Here is an 18,276-nt window from a genome sequence, read left to right on the forward strand (position 1 = left end):
GCCGAGACTCTTTGTTAAAATCGGTATTTTACCCGAGCCCGACTCACCGGGTCCGACCAAGTTACCCGCCAAGGATCCATGAGCATCATCGACAACAAGAAGGCCTTCTTCGATTACTTCATCGAGGAGCGATACGAAGCCGGGATCGCGCTCGAAGGGTGGGAAGTCAAGGCCATTCGCGCCGGGCGGGCGCAGATCAAGGAAGGCTATGTCGTCATCAAGCATGGCGAGATCTTTCTGATCGGCACACACATCAGCCCGCTGCAATCCGCATCGACGCACATCAACCCCGACCCCGTGCGCACCCGGAAGCTCTTGCTCAAGGCCGACGAAATCAAGAAGCTCATCGGCAAGGTGGAGCAACGCGGCTACACGCTCGTACCGCTGAACCTGCACTACAGCAAAGGCCTCGTGAAATGCGAGATAGGGCTGGCCAAGGGCAAGAAGCTGCACGATAAGCGGGAGACGGAAAAGGCGCGCGACTGGGAACGCGAGCGAGCGCGCCTGATGCGCACGCCGACGTAAGGCGCTGCATCAGGGGGCGTGTGCATCGAGGCAGACCACCGCCTCCGCCCGCTACCCAGCGAAAACGGCCCGCATTGCACTGAACCCCAGACGTTGGGTGGTTCAGTTCAGCGCGGGCCGTTTTTCTTTGCGCGGCCGGACTAACGTCGTGCCCCCGAATGGCCGAAGCCCCCCACATCGTCACCGCTCGCCGTCGACCCACCCGCCGTCGAACCGCCTTCGGTACCACGCACAATCTTGAGCGCCGAGGCGATCATGCTGCTCATGTCCGTCAGATTCCCCGGCACGATCAAGGTGTTATTGGTTCGGGCGATCTTGCTGAACGCTTCCACGTACTGCTCCGCGACCTTCAGGTTGACCGCTTCCATGCCGCCCTGCGTCTGAATGGCCGTCGCAACCTTGTGGATGGCCTCGGCGTTGGCTTCCGCCACCGCCAGAATGGCCGAGGCCTGACCTTGCGCCTGGTTGATCGCGGCCTGACGCTCCCCTTCCGACTTCTGAATCGCCGCCTCCCTCGCACCGGACGCCAGGTTGATCTGTTCCTGCTTCTTGCCTTCCGACGCCGCGATCAACGCGCGCTTTTCGCGCTCGGCCGTGATCTGCGCCTGCATCGCATGCAGGATCTCCTTCGGCGGCGTGAGGTCCTTGATTTCATAGCGCAAGACCTTCACGCCCCAGTTCGACGCCGCCTCGTCGAGGGCATTCACCACACTGTGGTTGATGAATTCGCGCTCCTCGAACGTCTTGTCGAGTTCGAGCTTGCCGACCACGCTACGCAGCGTCGTTTGCGCCAGTTGCGTAATGGCGATGATGAAGTTGCTCGACCCATACGACGCCTTCATGGGATCCGTGACCTGGAAGTACAGAATTCCGTCGACCTGCAACTGCGTGTTGTCCTTCGTGATACAGACCTGGCTCGGCACGTCGAGCGGCACTTCCTTGAGCATATGTTTGTATGCCACGCGATCCACGAATGGCACAACGATGGACAGTCCCGGTGTGAGCGTCGCGTGATACTTGCCGAGACGCTCGACCACCCAGGCGTGCTGCTGCGGCACGATCTTGATCGAGCGTGCCGCAATGATCACGGCGATGATGAAGAGAATAAACGCGACGTTGGAAAACATGTTCCCCCCTTGAAGCGCCTGCCATGACGGCGGGCGAATTCCCCGTCACCCGCGACCACGGGCGATACGATGCAATGCATGCCATGCGACGACGCCGAAGCGAAAGCGAGACGCGCGTTTGCGCGCCGGTCCCGGCGACTATGCCGTCACGTGCGCGACGTACAGCCGGCTGCCGCGAACCTCGCAAATGACGAACCATCCTGCGCTGGGCAACTCGCCGGGCAAAAGTTCGACGTCCCATTCGGCACCGCGATACATCGCCCGCGCCTGACCGTCAGGACCCCAGACATCCACGCGCAGACGCTGCCCGATATCGAGGTTGGTATTGGGGTCGGCCGTCGCGTCGACCTTGATGCGCCGCTGACCGAAGCGGCTGCGGCGCAGAATCCAGACCGCCACGCCCGCGACCGCCGCCGCTGCCACCCACTGCAATGGCCAGTCGATACGCAACAGCGCCGCAATACCACCGGCCGTCATGCCGAGCGCCACCATAAGGAGATAGAACGTACCACTTGCCAGCTCCAGCACCACGGTCAATCCGGCAATGCCGAACCACAGCCAAGCCTGTTCCATTGCAACTCCCAGACACAAAAAAACCCCGGTGTGATACCGGGGTTTATAGCACGAAACCCACCGATCAGCGCGCGCATCCCAAGGGATGCGTCAGCCTTTCGGCAGCGTCCGAGGTGCCACTCGGACGCGTCCTAACCGAGGTCGATATCGTGACCGTCGGCGACGGTTACTTCGCCAGTTTGGCGAGTTGTTGCCACGTTTCCATCACCGTGTCCGGGTTCAACGACATCGATGCAATGCCTTCGTTCGCCAGCCACACGGCCAGATCCGGATGGTCCGACGGGCCCTGACCGCAGATGCCGACGTACTTGCCCTTGGACAGGCACGCCTTGATCGCACGACTGAGCATGAACCGCACCGCCGGGTCGCGCTCGTCGAAGTCCTTGGCCAGCAGCTCCATGCCCGAATCGCGGTCCAGACCCAGCGTGAGCTGCGTCAGGTCGTTCGAACCGATCGAGAATCCGTCGAAGTACTCGAGGAACTCATCGGCCAGAATGGCGTTCGACGGCACTTCGCACATCATCACCAGCTTCAGACCGTTCTCGCCACGCTTCAGGCCGTAACCGGCCAGCATGTTGACCACACGCTCCGCCTGGCCCAGCGTACGCACGAACGGCACCATGATCTCGACATTGGTCAGGCCCATTTCGTCGCGCACGCGCTTGAGCGCACGGCACTCCATTTCGAACGCTTCGGCGAAGTCTTCCGAGATGTAACGCGACGCGCCACGGAAGCCCAGCATCGGGTTTTCTTCATCCGGCTCGTAGCGCGAACCGCCAATGAGCTTCTTGTACTCGTTCGACTTGAAGTCCGACAGACGCACGATCACGCTCTTCGGATAGAAGGCAGCGGCAATCGTGGCGATCCCTTCGGCCAGCTTGTCGACATAGAACGCGCGGGGCGATGCATGACCGCGAGCCACCGATTCGACCGCTTTCTTCAGGTCGGCGTCGATGTTCGGGTACTCGAGAATCGCGCGCGGGTGCACACCGATGTTGTTGTTGATGATGAATTCCAGACGCGCCAGACCCACGCCTTCGTTCGGCAGTTGCGCGAAGTCGAAGGCGAGTTGCGGGTTGCCCACGTTCATCATGATCTTCACCGGGATCTTCGGCATTTCGCCGCGGTGGATCTCGGTGATTTCGGTTTCGAGCAGCCCGTCGTAAATCTTGCCTTCGTCGCCCTCGGCGCACGAGACGGTCACGAGCGCGCCATCCTTCAGCACGTCGGTGGCGTCGCCGCAACCCACGACGGCCGGCACCCCCAGTTCGCGCGCGATGATCGCCGCGTGGCAGGTACGGCCGCCGCGGTTCGTCACGATGGCGGCGGCACGCTTCATCACCGGCTCCCAGTTCGGGTCGGTCATGTCGGCCACCAGCACGTCGCCCGGCTGCACGCGTTCCATCTCGCTCGGGTCCATGATCACGCGCACTGCGCCTGCACCGATCTTCTGGCCGATGGCACGGCCCGTGGCCAATACCGGCGCCTCGCCCTTGAGCTTGAAGCGCTGCTCGACCTTGCCGATCGCCTGGCTCTTCACGGTTTCCGGACGTGCCTGCAGAATGTAGATCTTGCCGTCCTTACCGTCCTTGCCCCACTCGATGTCCATCGGACGGCCGTAGTGCTTCTCAATGATCAGCGCGAACTTGGCCAGCTCGACGCAATCGTCGTCGGTGATCGAGTAACGGTTGCGCAGTTCCATCGGCACGTCGATGGTCTTCACGCGGCCCGGCTCGCCCGGTTGCGTGAATTCCATCTTGAGCAGCTTCGAGCCGAGCGTGCGGCGAATGATCGGGTACTTGCCGGCCTTGAGCGTCGGCTTGAAGACGTAGAACTCGTCCGGGTTCACGGCGCCCTGCACAACCGTTTCCCCCAGGCCGTAGCTGGCCGTGATGAAAACGACGTCCTGGAAGCCCGACTCAGTGTCGATCGTGAACATCACGCCCGACGCGCCGCAGTCCGAGCGCACCATACGCTGCACGCCGGCCGACAACGCCACTTCGGCGTGCGTGAAGCCCTTGTGAACGCGGTACGAAATGGCCCGGTCGTTGTACAGCGACGCGAACACGTGCTTCATGCGATCGAGCACGTCTTCGATGCCGACGACGTTCAGATAGCTTTCCTGCTGACCGGCGAACGATGCGTCGGGCAAGTCTTCCGCGGTAGCCGAGGAGCGCACGGCGAACGATGCGTCCGGCTGATCGGCCGTGATACGGGCAAACTGCTCGCGGATATCCTTCTCGAGCTGCGGCTGCAGCGGGGCGTCGACGATCCATTGACGGATTTCGGCACCGGCTTGCGCGAGCGCCTTGACGTCATCCACATCCAAACCCTCAAGGCGCTGGGCGACACGCTCGGTCAGGTTGTTGTGATGGAGGAATTCGCGGAAGGCGTAGGCCGTCGTGGCGAAACCACCCGGCACGCGCACGCCGGCACCGGCCAGTTGGCTGATCATTTCGCCAAGCGATGCATTCTTGCCGCCGACCGACTCGACGTCGGTCATGCGCAGATGCTCAAACGGCACCACGTAGGCGCCGTCGTGTGCTGCGTTAGTCATAAAAGCCCCTAAGGTAAGAAAAAAAATTCTCGGAGGATCGGCTGGGACTGACAGGGGCCGATCGACCTGTTGGATAAGAAATCGCGCATACGCGGCGTCATGAACCGGGGGCAAGGTCTCGACGACGAGCGACGCCCCCTCCAGACTTCCCGCGACGCCCCGCCCCACGGGCCTGAAGCCGGGCGGCGCGCGACGGTCGCACAATTGCTTATCCAACAAGTTGCCGCTATTCTACCGTGCAACGCACCATTTTGCGATTCTGCGCATGACCGACGCCACGACACCCGGAAACTCCCCGACATCCCCCGCCGCACCGACCCAACCGGTGGCTGCGCGCCCGGTCTTCATCGTGTCCGACGGCACGGGGATTACTGCCGAAACCTTCGCGCATTCGATCCTCGCGCAGTTCGAGATGCGTTTTCGTCAGATTCGCGTTCCTTTCGTGGATTCCGTCGATAAAGCCTATGAAACGGCGCAACGGATCAATGAAATGTATCGGACCGACAACATCCGCCCGATCATTTTCAGCACGCTCGTCGATGCCCGGGCCAATGAGATCCTGCGCAATTGCCAGGGCGTGATTCTCGACATGTTCCAGACGTTCATCGAACCGCTGGAACTGGAGCTGGGCCTCAAGTCGATGCACGCCATCGGCCGCGTCCACCAGAACGCCGACAGTGAGGCGTACAAGAACCGGATCGAGGCGGTGAATTTCTCGCTCGCGCATGACGACGGGCAGTCCAACAAGAACCTGCAAAGCGCGGATGTGATCCTCGTGGGCGTGTCGCGCAGCGGCAAGACACCCACGACGCTCTATCTCGCCATGCAATACGGCGTGAAGGCCGCGAACTATCCGTTGATTCCAGAAGACTTCGTGCGTGAGAAGCTGCCCTCCACGCTCGATCAGTACAAGGAAAAGATTTTCGGGCTTTCCATCGATCCGCAACGCCTCTCGGAGATTCGCAACGAACGTCGCCCCGGCAGCAAGTATGCGTCGCTGGAAAACTGCCGATACGAGGTCAACGAGGCCGAGGCGATGATGCGGCGCGAGGGCATCAAGTGGCTGTCCTCGACGCACAAGTCGATTGAAGAAATCGCCACGACCATACTGCAGGAAATCAAGCTGGAGCGTGACGTCTACTGACGTTGCCCGCCGCGCATGCATGCGCCATGCCGAATGCAGGAAGGGACGCCATGAGCGTCCCTTCTTGTTGATATCCCGGATCTCCCCGTGCGCCCCGCCGCGCGTCGCCTCAGGAGAGCCGCTGACGCACCGCTTCGAACAGGCAGATGGCTGCACAAGCCGCCACGTTAAGCGACTCCATGCCGCCCGGCTGCGGGATACGGATCGGCCGTTGCACGCGTTCGAGCCACTGCGGGGACACACCGGCCCCCTCGTTTCCGAACACCCACGCCACCGGCGCACGCAGATCCTGCGCATAGAGCGACGTGCTGGCCTGCAAGCTCGTCGCCAGCAACGGCACCGACAAGCGCGGCGCGAGCGAATCCGGCGTGCAATGCTCCACGATGTTCAGCGAGAAATGTGCCCCCATACCGGCACGTAGCACCTTGCTAGACCAAGCGAGCGCCGTGCCCGACATGCAATACACGTCGCGAACACCGGCCGCCGCCGCGCTACGCAGGATCGAACCGACATTGCCCGCGTCCTGCACGGCGTCGAGAATGACGCAATCCGTCGTTTGCGTTGCCGGCAGGTGCCCCGACGGCATCTCGATCACGAAAAGCAGCGGCACACCGTTGACGAGCGTCGACAACGGCTCGAACAGCGCATGCGGCAGACACACGCGCCGATCACCGTCTACGCGCGCCCAGATCTGTGCCACTTCGGGGTTCTCCAGCGCCGATTCCGCTGCCACGCAAACAAGCGGCTGTCCGAGCGCGTCGAGATAGGCGTCGGCCAGGTGCACGCCTTCGAGCAGCGTCTGGCCGAGTTTGCGCCGCTGCGGATTCGACTGCGCCAACTGTTTTAGCCGCTTGTAGAACGGGTTGTCTTTGGAACTGATCAGCTTCATGACGAATGGCCCACGCGGGCGACGGTAAGCCCGCCGAACAATGCAAAGGCCTCGCGCACCGGCGCGAACGATTGGCGATGATGCGGACTCGGTCCGTGCAGACGCAGCGCGGCGAGATGGCGCGGCGTGCCGTAACCGACATGCTCATCGAAACCGTACTGCGGGAATGCCTCGTGCATCGCGACCAGTTGGCGGTCGCGTGTGACCTTCGCGAGAATCGACGCGGCTGAAATCGCAGGCACCTTGTCGTCGCCCTTGACGATGGCCTCCGCGCGCATCGGCAACGCGGGGCAGCGATTGCCATCGATGAGCGCCAGCGTCGGAACACGCGGGAGTCCGTTCACCGCGCGCTGCATCGCGAGCATCGTCGCGTGGAGAATGTTCAGTGAATCGATCTCCGCCACACTTGCCTCGGCAATGCAATAGGCGAGCGAACGTTCAACGATCTCCTCGTAAAGCGCCTCGCGACGCTGCGCCGTGAGCTTCTTGGAGTCGGCCAGCCCCTTGATCGGACGCGCCGGGTCGAGAATCACTGCCGCCGTCACGACAGGCCCTGCGAGCGGGCCGCGCCCCACTTCATCCACGCCGCAAGTCAGTTCGGCAGCCACGTCGGCGAACAGATCGAGCGCCATTTGCGGTAGCGTCGCCTTGGGCGCGCGGGGACGCGGCTTTGCGGCCGGTACGTCGTCGCCCGAGGTCCCCTTGCGCGCACCGCGACGCCCCTTCACTTCCTCGCTCATAACCGCCCCTTCTCACGCAGCACGCGCTCGATCACTTCTGCCGCGCGCGCGGCCGTATTTTGGCGCAGTTGCTCGTGGATCTTCGTGAAGCGCACCTGCAAGGACGCGCGCAACGCCGGGTCGGTCAATTGCTTCCAGACGGCGTCAGCGAGTGCTTCCGGGGTCGCGAACTGCTGCAACAACTCCGGCACGACGAACTCGCCCGACAGAATGTTCGGCAAACCTACGTACGGCAGATAACCCTGACGCTTCATGATCTGCGCCGTCAACCAAGGCACCTTGTAGGAGATGACCATCGGCTTCTTGTAAAGGGCCGCTTCCAGCGTGGCGGTACCGCTCGCCAGAAGCACGCTGTCCGCCGCCTCCAATGCGAGCGGTGCTCGGCCGTCGATCACGGTCAGGTTGAGATCGCTATGCGCGTCCACGATCGGTTGCATCAACGTGCGCAGCCGCGGCGTCGCCGCCGGGAGCACGAACTGAATCGACGGCTCGCGCTCGGCCAGCAGGCGCATGGCCGCGAAGAACACGGGCGTGAGCCGTTGCACTTCCGACGTCCGGCTACCCGGCAAAATAGCGACGACCGGGCCAGTGCCTTGCAGCGCCAGCCTGGCGCGCGCGCCTGCGACATCGGGCACCATCGGAATCTTGTCGGCCATCGGATGGCCGACAAACGTCGCGTCGATGCCTGCCCGACGGTAAATCTCCGGCTCGAACGGGAACAGGCACAACATGTGATCGACGGCGCGCTTGATCTTCTTGATGCGCCCCCCGCGCCACGCCCAGATCGACGGGCTCACGAAATGAATCGTGGGAATGCCCGCCTCACGCAGCTTGATTTCGAGATCGAAGTTGAAGTCGGGGGCATCGAAGCCGACGAACGCGAGCGGCTTCTCGGCCAGCCAGCGCTCGCGAAGTTGCTTGCGAATCGAGAGAATCTCGCGCAAATGCTTGATGACTTCGACATAGCCCATGACGGAGAGCTTGTCGATGGGCCAATAAGCATCGAAGCCCTCCTCCGCCATATGCGGACCGCCGACACCGGCGTAAGCGATGTCGGACGGAAGGCTCTGCTTGAGACCGGCAAGCACGTTGCCGGCAATGAGATCGCCGGACAGCTCCCCGGCCACCATCGCCAGGGTTCGCTGGCCGGCACCGGGAAGGGTCGGCGGCATGGGTCAGCGCACGATACCGCGCGTGCTGGCGTTGAGGAAGTCGAGCAGCGCGCGCACGGCATCGGACACGTCCGGGGCACCCGCGTTACCGAAGGCTTCGATCTGCACCTTCGCTTCGTCGAGCGTCAGCCCACTCTTGTAGAGCAGCTTGTACGCGTGACGCAGCGCCGTGATCGCGTCAGCCGTGAAGTTGCGGCGACGCAGCCCCTCGACGTTGATGCCGTAAGGCACTGCACGGTCGCCCGAGGCGATGACGAACGGCGGCACGTCCTGCACGAGCACCGACGCGCCACCGATCATCGAGTGCGCGCCGATGCGCACGAACTGGTGCACCCCGGTCATGCCGCCAACGATCGCCCAGTCGCCGACAATGACGTGACCCGCCAATTGCGCGTTGCTCGAGAAGACCGTGTGGTTGCCCACGTGGCAATCGTGCGCGATGTGCACGTAAGCCATGATCCAGTTGTCGTTGCCGACGCCGGTCAGACCGCCGTCCTGCACCGTACCGGTGTGAATCGTCGTGAATTCGCGAATCGTATTGCGATCGCCGATGACGAGCCGCGTCGGCTCGCCGGCGTACTTCATATCCTGCGGACTGCCGCCGATCGAGGCGAACGGGCCAATCTTGTTGCCCTCGCCCAGCGTCGTATGACCGTCGACAATCGAGTGCGAGAGAATCTGCGTACCGGCGCCGACTGTGACATTCGGCCCGATGATCGCATAGGGACCGACGACGACGTCGTCGGCCAGTTGCGCCTTCGCATCGACGACTGCAGTGGGGTGAATATTCGTCATGAGCGTCTTAATTCCGGTTATTCGCCGTTCTTCTTGACCATGCACATGAACTCGGCTTCCGCCGCGATCTTGCCGTCTACCAGCGCCTTGCCCTTGAACTTGTAGAAGCCGCGACGCTCGCTCAGGAAATCGATGTCGAGCACGAGTTGGTCACCCGGTTCGACCGGACGCTTGAAGCGAACGTTCTCGATACCTACGAAATAGTAGAGCGTGTTCTCGTCGTGCACCGGCTCGTCGGAGAACGTCAGGAGTGCGGCGGCTTGCGCCAGCGCTTCGACGATCAGCACGCCCGGCATCACCGGACGCTGCGGATAATGCCCCGTGAAATACGGCTCATTGATCGTGACGTTCTTGATGACCTGGATGTTTTTGTGCGGCTCCAGCCCGATCACGCGATCCACCATCAGCATCGGGTACCGATGCGGCAGCAGCTTCATGATCTTGTGGATGTCGATATTGATTGTGGTCTCGCTCATTTGTCTTGCAGGTCTTTGACCTTCGCTTCAAGTTGACGCACGCGATCGCGCATCTTGTCCAGATTGCGCATGATGGCCGCGTTTTTGTTCCATTCGGCGTTCGGGATGGCCGGAAAGGCGCTTGTATAGGTACCCGGGCCGGGAATCGACTTCGACACCCCCGACTTGGCCGTCACGATGACGCGGTCGCCAATCGTGACATGCCCGGCCACGCCCACGGCGCCGCCGAGCATGCAGAATTTACCGATGGTACTGCTGCCGGCAATGCCCGTGCACGCGGCAATCACCGTGAAGGCGCCGACCCGCACGTTATGCGCGATCTGCACCTGGTTGTCGATCTTGCAACCGCGCTCGATCACCGTATCGGCCATCGCCCCGCGGTCGATGGAGGTCGACGCACCGATTTCGACGTCGTCTTCGATCACGGCGCGCCCGACCTGCGGAATCTTCACCCATTCGCCGCCAGCGGCGGAGAAATCGGGTGCGAAACCGAAACCGTCCGAACCGATCACGGCGCCCGCGTGAATCACGCAACGCGCGCCGATCACACTCGCGTGGTACAGCGTGGCATTCGGATACACGAGCACGTCGTCGCCCAAGGTCGTGCCTCGACCGACGAACACGTTCGCCACCAGACGCACCCGCTCGCCCAGTCGAGCACCTGCCTCGATCACGACATTCGGGCCAATCACGCACGATGTGGGCACGACGGCCGTCGGATCGACGACCGCGCTCGGATGAATGCCTGCTGCGGGAACCGGCGCCGCGGCCTGCGCGAACATCTGCGCGACGCGCGCGAAGTACGCATAAGGATTCGGCGCGAGAATCCACGCCCGCCCCTCATGCGACGGCAGCTTGTCGAAGTCGGCCTTCGAGAGAATCACCGCCGCCGCGCCCGAGTTGGGCACTTCGGCGAGATACAGCGGATTGGACAGAAACGCGAGCTGATTCGCACCCGCATGATCAAGCGGCGCCAGACCGGCCACGGTGACTTCGCCATCGCCCACGAGGTCGCCGCCAAAGCGGGCGACCAGCTGTGCCAACGAAATCGACGGCGATCCCGGCATCAAAGGCGAGACCGTCACTTGCCGGCGGTGCCGCCGCCCGAACTTGCGTTCAGGGTCTTGAGCACCTTGTCAGTGATGTCGATACGCGGGCTCACGTAGACGGCTTCCTGCACGATCAGATCATACTTTTCCGTTTCGGCAATCTGCTTGATGACGCGATTGGCGCGATCGAGCACCGCGGCGAGTTCTTCGTTGCGGCGCTGATTCAGGTCTTCACGAAACTCGCGCTGCTTGCGCTGGAATTCCGTGTCGGCCGCGGCCAGATCGCGCTGACGCTTGGCGCGCTCGGCGTCGGACAACGTCGGGTTGTCCTTGTCGAGCTTGTCCGACATGGCTTTGAGGCGCTGGGCCATGGCCTGCAGATCCGAGTCCCGCTTGGAGAACTCGGCTTCGAGCTTGGCTTGTGCGGCCTTGGCCGGTGCCGAATCGCGCAAAATGCGATCCGAATTGACGGCGGCGATGCGCGCATCCTGAGCCATGGCAGCAAAGGCTGCCCCAGCCAGCAACGCTGCGGCGAAGCCGCGCAGGCAATGCTTACGGATACCGTTCAATGTCATACCCCTTTACAACGATAAAACGTTCGGAACCGATCGACTCGCCGTCGTTAGAACGACGTACCGACCTGGAACTGGAATTTCTGGTACTGATCGCCCACCTTCTTGACCAGCGGGAAGCCCATCGAGAGCTTGAGCGGGCCAATCGGTGAAATCCACGACAAACCGAAGCCGTAGGAATAACGCAGGTTATTGAAGGTAATCGCCTGGCCGTTATCGAACACGTTACCACCGTCCATGAACGTGAAGATACGCAGCGTACGGTCATACCCCGTACCCGGCAGCGGGAACGTCAGCTCGATGTTGCCGATCAGCTTCGACGCGCCCCCGAGCGGTTCGCCATTGGTGTCCTTCGGACCCAGCGAACTCGGCTCATAGCCGCGCACCGAACCGATACCGCCGGCAAAGTAGTTCTTGAAGATCGGGAACGGCTGACCGCCCATCCCGTGGCCGTAGCCGATTTCGCCGTTGAGTGCCAGCGTAAAGCCACGGCTCACCGGGTAGTAGTACTGGTGCTGATAGTAGGCACGGTAGTACTTGGTCGTGCCAATCGGCGTACCGATTTCAATATTGGCCTGCTGATAATGACCGCGGTTCGGGATCAGCGCGCTATCACGCGAATCGCGCGACCAACCGATGGTCAGCGGATAGTTGTTGCTGACGTAGCCGAATTGGTTGGCGTAGTCGATGTAGCGCTGCGGGGTCGAGCCGTCGCTCGTCAGATGCAGACGCGTCTGTTCGAAGCCCAGACCGAAGAACACCGTATCGACTTCCGAGAACGGCACGCCGAACTTCAGATTGCCGCCCAGCGTGTTGATACGGAAATCCGAATCGCTCGTGAGCAGCAGCGGCTGATACGTGCGGTAGTAGATGTCCGTGATACGGCTCACGCCATCGACCGTGAAGTACGGATCGACCTGCGTGACAGCCAACGTCCGGTACGTCTTACCGGTGTTCACGTTGACCGACAGCGACGTACCCGACCCGAACACGTTGTCCTGGCTGATACCGGCTTGCAGCACGACCTTGTCCGTCGACGAGAAGCCCGCACCGACGTTGATCGTGCCAGTCGGCTTTTCTTCGACCTTCACCTGGAGGTCGACCTGGTCGTTCGAACCGGCCACCGGCTCGGTCGTCACGTTCACGTCGGTAAAGTAGCCCAGGCGGTTGATACGATCCTGCGACAGCTTGAGTCGATCGGCGTCGTACCAGGAGCTTTCGAGCTGGCGCATTTCGCGGCGAATCACTTCGTCACGCGTACGCGAGTTGCCCACGATGTTGATCTTGCGAACGTACACGCGACGACCCGGATCGACCGTCAGCGTCAGCGCCACGGTGTGGTCCTTCCGATCGATCGTCGGCTGAGCGTTCACGTTCGCGAACGCGAAGCCGTAGTTGCCCAGCATGTCGGAAATTGCCTTCGTGCTGGCCTGCAGCTTGGCCGCCGAGAACGTGTCGCCGGCCTTGAGTTGCACGAGCTTGCGCACGTCGTCCTGCTTGCCCAGCATCTCGCCGGTCAGCTTGACGTCCGACACTTTGTACGGATCGCCTTCGTGCAAGTTGATCGTCAGGAACATCTCGTCCTTGTCCGGCGTAATGGAAACGTCGGTGGAGTCGATGTTGAATTCCAGATAACCACGGTTCAGATAGAACGAACGCACCTTTTCCAGATCGCCCGTCAGCTTGTCCTTGGAGTACAAGTCGTTCTTCGAATACCACGACAGCCAATTCGGCGTGCCAAGTTGCATCTCGGCCGTCAGATCCGACGACGAGAATGCCTTGTTGCCAACGAAGTTGATCTGCTGGATCGTGGCCTTCGGGCCTTCCGTCACGGCGAACTGGATCCCCACGCGATTACGTTCGAGCGGCGTGATCGTCGTCTTCACCTCGGCAGCGTAGTAACCGCGCGTAAGGTATTGACGCTTGAGTTCCTGTTCCGATTTCTCGAGCAGGTTTCGGTCGAAGCTGCGACCCTCGGTCAGGCCGACCGAACGCAAGGCCTTTTTCAAACCGTCCTTGTCGAATTCCTTGATACCGAGGAAGTCGATGGAAGCAATCGCGGGACGCTCGTTGACGTGCACCACCAGCACGTTGCCTTGCGCTTCGACGCTCACGTCCGAGAACAAGCCCGTTGCATAAAGGGCACGAATTGCTTCGGTGCCCTTATCGTCGTTGAACTTGTCGCCCGGCTTGACCGGCAAGTACGAAAACACCGTACCGGGTTCAATGCGCTGCAAGCCCTCCACTCGGATATCCTTGACCACGAACGGCTCGACGGCCCGCGCCAGGAAACTGTGTGCCGCCAGAACCGCAATCACCAGGGTCTTCGGAACAAGGTGGTATTTATTCGACAACTTGCTTCCCCAAGAAACAATTGAATCGTAACAACTCGGATTTGCCTGCGACGGCAGGCGCGTGACGCCGTCTAGTGCAACAATTTCGACAGGTCATTGAATAGGGCTACGGCAGACAGCGCGAGGATGCAAACGATGCCCACTCGTTGCAGTGCGCCCTGCCACCGCTCGGAGACTGCCCGACCGGTAATCGCTTCGACCGCATAATATAACAGATAGCCACCGTCCAGAACCGGAATCGGCAACAGATTCAATACGCCAAGGCTAATGCTGACAAGCGCGAGAAAGGCGACGAAATAATCCAGGCCGAGTCGGGCCGAACGCCCCGCATAGTCCGCAATCGTCACCGGCCCACTCAGATTCTTGAGCGATGCCTGCCCGGTGATCATCTTCCCGAACATTCGTACGCTGAACGAAGTGACATCCCAGGTGCGCTGCGCCCCCCTGCCGATGGCCTCGATCAGCCCATACCGGACCGTCACCGTATCGACCTGGGACGCCAGCGCCGCGCCGATCTTGCCCACGCGCGCACCGCCCGCCTCGGCCGGATCGACTTCCGCGCTTGGCGTCAGGGTCACGTTGTGCAACGCACCGTCGCGTCGCACGGTGAGCGTCATTGGCTTGCCCGGGTGAGCACGTACGGCGTCCACCAGCGCCTTGGCCGACGCGATGGGACTGCCGTCGACGGCCGTGATTTCGTCGCCGACACGTAGTCCAGCGGGCCCTGCCGCACCACCCGGCAGGAGCTGGCCCACCTTGACCCGCGCCGACGGCGTCAGACCGAGGCGCTGCATGAAGTCCTGCTCGCCATCGGCGTCGAAGTGCTGACCCGCCGCGTCCAGCATGTATTCAGCGCGCCCGTCGCGGGTACGCGCCACGAGCGTCACGCGCTGCCCTTCGATCATCGGATCGACCAGGCGCCAGCGAAGGTCTTCCCAGGACCGAACGGGCATCTCGTCTCCGACGGCTTCGTCAGGACTCTTCCCGTTCTCGCGAACGCCGGTAATCAACTCGCCACCGGACAGCCCCGCGCGAGCGGCCAGCGTACCGGCCGCCGGCGGAGCAATGCGCGCGACGGGTTCGGTCACGCCCGCGAGATTCAGGCCCGCATACAGGGCGATCGCCAGAAGGAAGTTCGCGCCCGGACCGGCCGCCACAATGGCAAATCGCTTATAGACCGATTGGCGGTTGAAGGCCCGCGCGCGATCCTCCGGGGCGACGACCTGGGTTTCATCGCGCTCGTCGAGCATTCGGACGTACCCGCCCAGCGGCAGCGCGCAAACCGTCCACTCCGTACGATCGCGCCCCATCGTCCACTTGAGCAGCGGCGTGCCGAACCCGACCGAAAAACGCAGAACCTTGACGCCGCACAGCCGCGCGACCGAGTAGTGCCCCAACTCATGGAATACCACCAGCACGCCAATGGCGACGGCAAACGCAAGCAACGTGGTCAACAGAGTCATGAGCGAATGGGGGCGCGAAGGCGTTACGACATAGGGTCAGGCGTCAGGACGACGCCCGGGCCGGCAGTTTGGCGACGATGGCCGTCGCCAGTTCGCGCGCGCGGCGATCGGCGTCGAGCACGACGTCGAGCGACGTCGCCTCACCGACGGCAACCGCGTCGAGCACCTGCTCGACCACCTGGCCGATGGCCGTAAAGCGAATGCGGCCTTCAAGGAAGGCGGCCACGGCGATCTCGTTGGCCGCATTGAGCAGCGCGCCCGCCGTACCGCCGCGATGCAGCGCGTCGAATGCCAGACGCAGGCACGGAAAACGGCGCAAATCCGGCGCTTCGAAAGTCAGCTTGCCGATGTCGGCAAGATTGAGGCTCGCCACGCCCGACGTCACCCGATCCGGGAACGCCAGCGCGTGGGCGATGGGCGTGCGCATGTCCGGGTTGCCGAGTTGCGCGAGCGTCGAGCCGTCCGTGTACGTCACCATCGAGTGAATCACGCTCTGCGGATGGATCAACACCTCGATCTTCTCGGGCGGCATATTGAACAGCCAATGCGCCTCGATGACTTCGAGGCCCTTGTTCATCATGCTGGCGGAGTCGACCGAAATCTTGCGGCCCATCACCCAGTTCGGGTGCGCGCACGCCTCGTCCGGCGTCACGTTCTCGAGCGACGCCAGCTCGCGCTCGCGGAATGGCCCGCCCGACGCGGTCAACACCAGTTTTTCAACGCCGCGCGTCGACACGCGGGTCTCGCCGGCCACTTGCGGCAGGCATTGGAAGATGGCGTTGTGCTCGCTGTCGAGCGGCAACAACGTCGCCCCGGCGCGTTCGGCCGTCGCCATGAACAGGGCACCGGAGAGCACCAGCGACTCCTTGTTCGCCAGCAGAATGCGCTTGCCGGCGCGCGCGGCGGCGAGTGTCGACTGCAGCCCCGCGGCACCGACGATCGCCGCAACGACCATCGTGGCCTCGGCCGCTTGCGCGATCTCGACCAGCGCCTGCGGACCGTAGGTCACGTCGATCTTCAGACCGGCGTCAGCCAGACGCGCCGCCAGCGAGCGGGCACCATCGGCGTCGGCCACCACCGCCACTGCTGGGCGATGCGTGACGCACTGCTCGAACAGGCGATCCAGGTTACGGTGCGCCGACAACGCGTAGACGGAGAAGCGGCCGGGATGACGCCCCACCACATCGAGCGTGCTAACGCCAATGGAACCGGTGGAGCCAAGAATGGAGAGTCGTTGCGACATGATCAGACGAGGAGCAAAGCCAGCGGGAGCACCGGGAGCAACGCGTCGATTCGATCGAGCACGCCCCCGTGGCCGGGAAGCAGCGCGCTGGAATCCTTCACGCCGGCCTGCCGTTTGAGTTGAGATTCGAACAGATCGCCCACGACGGAGAAAGCCACCAGCACCGTCAGCGCCAATGCGCCCAGTGCCAGACCTTGCGTGCCGGCGAAATGAGAAACGAGGGTTGGCGCCTGCAAGCCGCTCGCGAGAACCCCGGCAGCGACCACGAGCACCAGCAGCCACCCGCCGATCGCCCCTTCCCAGGACTTGCCGGGACTGATCGACGGCGCGAGCTTGCGACGGCCAAACGCACGGCCGGCGAAATACGCGCCCGTGTCGGCAAGCCAGACGATCACGAGCACCGAGAGCAGGAATGCCACGCCGCGATCACGCGCCAGACACAGCGCCTGCCATGCCGCGATCAGCAACACCGGGCCGGCGACCAGCAACAAACCGCGCCATGCCCCTCGCGTCGCCGGCTTGCGGGCGAGCGTGTAGGGTCCCGCGAGCACCCAAAAGATGGCCGCGGGCTTGAGCCAGATTGACGAGAGCATCCAGCCGCCTGCCCATGTCAGGCCCACCCCCAGGAGGGCGAGCGCCCCATAGAAGACGGCGCCCGTGTCATTCAGACCGACGAGCCGCCCCCATTCCCAGCCGGCGGCGGCCACGATCACGGCGGCAAGTAATGCGAACTGCGCCGGCGTACCGACGAAGATCACAGGCAAAAGAATGGCGAGAAGTACGACAGCGGTAATGACGCGTGTCTTGAGCATCAGGCGGAATGTCCCGGAGGGCTCTGGACTTGCGCGCTGGTACGGCCGAAACGGCGCTCGCGCTGCTGAAACTCGGCGACGGCCCGTTTGAGGGTATTGGCGTTGAAGTCCGGCCAGAATTCTTCGGTGAAATACAACTCAGTGTACGCCAGTTGCCACAACAGAAAATTACTGATGCGTTGATCGCCACCGGTGCGAATGAAGAGATCCGGCTCCGGCGCGTAGGCCATGCTCAGGTAAGGCGCGAGATCGTCCTCGGTGAACGGCGCGTCGAGCGCCGCGGCACCACCGGCCGCCACACGCGCGGCGGCGAGCTTCTGGGCCGCCTGCAAAATGTCCCATCGGCCGCCATAGTTGGCGGCAATGGTCAGCGTGAGGCCCGTGTTGTCCTGTGTGCGGGCTTCCGCACGCCTGACCAGTTCCTGAATGCGCGGCTCGAACGCGTCGAGCGCGCCAATGACGCGAAGGCGAATACCGTTGCTGTGCAGCTTCCCGACTTCACGCTCGAGCGCGAGAATGAAAAGCTGCATCAGCGTCGACACCTCGTCCTGCGGACGGCGCCAGTTCTCGGAACTGAACGCGAACAGCGTCAGATACTCGACGCCGATTTCGGCGCAGGCCGTCACTGCCTCTCGCACGGCATCGACGCCACGCTTGTGGCCCGCCACGCGAGGCAACTTGCGACGGGTAGCCCAACGCCCATTGCCATCCATGACGATAGCAACGTGGCGAGGAATGCTCTCTGTCTTGGGAACGGAGCGCGTAGAGCTGAGAAAACCCATTGA

17 protein-coding genes are annotated in these 18,276 nt (G+C 62.7%); 2 read left to right on the forward strand and 15 right to left on the reverse strand.

The genetic code is table 11. The features are described from left to right. The first annotated feature begins 78 nt into the window (after positions 1–78). Entirely contained in the window at positions 79–525 is a 447-nt protein-coding gene (smpB, locus tag PanNE5_RS19695) for an SsrA-binding protein SmpB (protein ID WP_017234122.1), read from the forward strand. A gap of 140 nt (positions 526–665) precedes the next feature. On the opposite strand, the gene PanNE5_RS19700 is transcribed toward smpB, so the two are convergent. The 3 genes from PanNE5_RS19700 to ppsA form a co-directional block, all read right to left on the reverse strand. Then, entirely contained in the window at positions 666–1,652 is a 987-nt protein-coding gene (locus PanNE5_RS19700) for an SPFH domain-containing protein (protein WP_261938683.1), read from the reverse strand. A 138-nt stretch (positions 1,653–1,790) separates the two neighbouring features. Continuing rightward, positions 1,791–2,225, reverse strand: coding sequence for an NfeD family protein (locus PanNE5_RS19705; protein WP_017234124.1), 435 nt, complete (start codon positions 2,223–2,225; stop codon positions 1,791–1,793). A gap of 166 nt (positions 2,226–2,391) precedes the next feature. Beyond that, entirely contained in the window at positions 2,392–4,782 is a 2,391-nt protein-coding gene (gene ppsA / locus PanNE5_RS19710; RefSeq protein ID WP_017234125.1) for a phosphoenolpyruvate synthase, read from the reverse strand. 265 nt (positions 4,783–5,047) lie between these two features. On the opposite strand from ppsA, the gene PanNE5_RS19715 reads away from it, so the two are divergent. Then, positions 5,048–5,926, forward strand: a complete 879-nt coding sequence (locus tag PanNE5_RS19715; RefSeq protein WP_150564786.1) for a pyruvate, water dikinase regulatory protein — start codon at positions 5,048–5,050, stop codon at positions 5,924–5,926. Positions 5,927–6,035: 109 nt separating this feature from the next. Here the strand turns inward: PanNE5_RS19715 and PanNE5_RS19720 are convergent, their stop codons facing one another. The 12 genes from PanNE5_RS19720 to uppS form a co-directional block, all read right to left on the reverse strand. Beyond that, on the reverse strand, positions 6,036–6,815 hold the full coding sequence (locus tag PanNE5_RS19720) for a TrmH family RNA methyltransferase (RefSeq protein ID WP_017234126.1): 780 nt from the start codon (positions 6,813–6,815) through the stop codon (positions 6,036–6,038). Continuing rightward, a complete protein-coding gene (gene rnhB / locus PanNE5_RS19725) occupies positions 6,812–7,447 on the reverse strand; it encodes a ribonuclease HII (RefSeq protein ID WP_051060196.1) in 636 nt (211 codons plus the stop codon). The genes PanNE5_RS19720 and rnhB overlap by 4 nt, the downstream gene beginning before the upstream one ends. 104 nt (positions 7,448–7,551) lie before the next feature. Continuing rightward, positions 7,552–8,727 (reverse strand): lipid-A-disaccharide synthase, encoded by a 1,176-nt coding sequence (gene lpxB / locus PanNE5_RS19730; RefSeq protein ID WP_026131980.1) that lies wholly within the window; start codon positions 8,725–8,727, stop codon positions 7,552–7,554. 3 nt (positions 8,728–8,730) lie between these two features. Further along, entirely contained in the window at positions 8,731–9,522 is a 792-nt protein-coding gene (gene lpxA / locus PanNE5_RS19735) for an acyl-ACP--UDP-N-acetylglucosamine O-acyltransferase (RefSeq protein ID WP_017234129.1), read from the reverse strand. A gap of 17 nt (positions 9,523–9,539) precedes the next feature. Next, on the reverse strand, positions 9,540–9,998 hold the full coding sequence (fabZ, locus tag PanNE5_RS19740; RefSeq protein ID WP_017234130.1) for a 3-hydroxyacyl-ACP dehydratase FabZ: 459 nt from the start codon (positions 9,996–9,998) through the stop codon (positions 9,540–9,542). After that, entirely contained in the window at positions 9,995–11,065 is a 1,071-nt protein-coding gene (lpxD, locus tag PanNE5_RS19745; protein ID WP_017234131.1) for a UDP-3-O-(3-hydroxymyristoyl)glucosamine N-acyltransferase, read from the reverse strand. The genes fabZ and lpxD overlap by 4 nt, the downstream gene beginning before the upstream one ends. Positions 11,066–11,079: 14 nt before the next feature. After that, positions 11,080–11,622, reverse strand: a complete 543-nt coding sequence (locus PanNE5_RS19750; RefSeq protein ID WP_017234132.1) for an OmpH family outer membrane protein — start codon at positions 11,620–11,622, stop codon at positions 11,080–11,082. A 47-nt stretch (positions 11,623–11,669) separates the two neighbouring features. Then, complete coding sequence (bamA, locus tag PanNE5_RS19755; RefSeq protein WP_026131982.1) at positions 11,670–13,973, reverse strand: outer membrane protein assembly factor BamA; 2,304 nt, start codon at positions 13,971–13,973, stop codon at positions 11,670–11,672. Positions 13,974–14,044: 71 nt separating this feature from the next. Beyond that, on the reverse strand, positions 14,045–15,436 hold the full coding sequence (gene rseP / locus PanNE5_RS19760; protein WP_261938684.1) for an RIP metalloprotease RseP: 1,392 nt from the start codon (positions 15,434–15,436) through the stop codon (positions 14,045–14,047). Between the two features lie 43 nt (positions 15,437–15,479). Further along, positions 15,480–16,679: a 1-deoxy-D-xylulose-5-phosphate reductoisomerase gene (gene ispC / locus PanNE5_RS19765; protein ID WP_017234134.1), complete on the reverse strand. Its 1,200-nt coding sequence runs from the start codon at positions 16,677–16,679 to the stop codon at positions 15,480–15,482. 2 nt (positions 16,680–16,681) lie between these two features. Next, entirely contained in the window at positions 16,682–17,491 is an 810-nt protein-coding gene (locus PanNE5_RS19770; RefSeq protein ID WP_261938685.1) for a phosphatidate cytidylyltransferase, read from the reverse strand. Further along, positions 17,491–18,273, reverse strand: a complete 783-nt coding sequence (gene uppS / locus PanNE5_RS19775; RefSeq protein WP_026131983.1) for a polyprenyl diphosphate synthase — start codon at positions 18,271–18,273, stop codon at positions 17,491–17,493. Before uppS ends, PanNE5_RS19770 begins: the two co-directional genes overlap by 1 nt. Positions 18,274–18,276 lie beyond the last annotated feature (3 nt).

This window comes from Pandoraea sp. NE5 (assembly GCF_024363545.1).
GTDB lineage: Bacteria > Pseudomonadota > Gammaproteobacteria > Burkholderiales > Burkholderiaceae > Pandoraea > Pandoraea cepalis.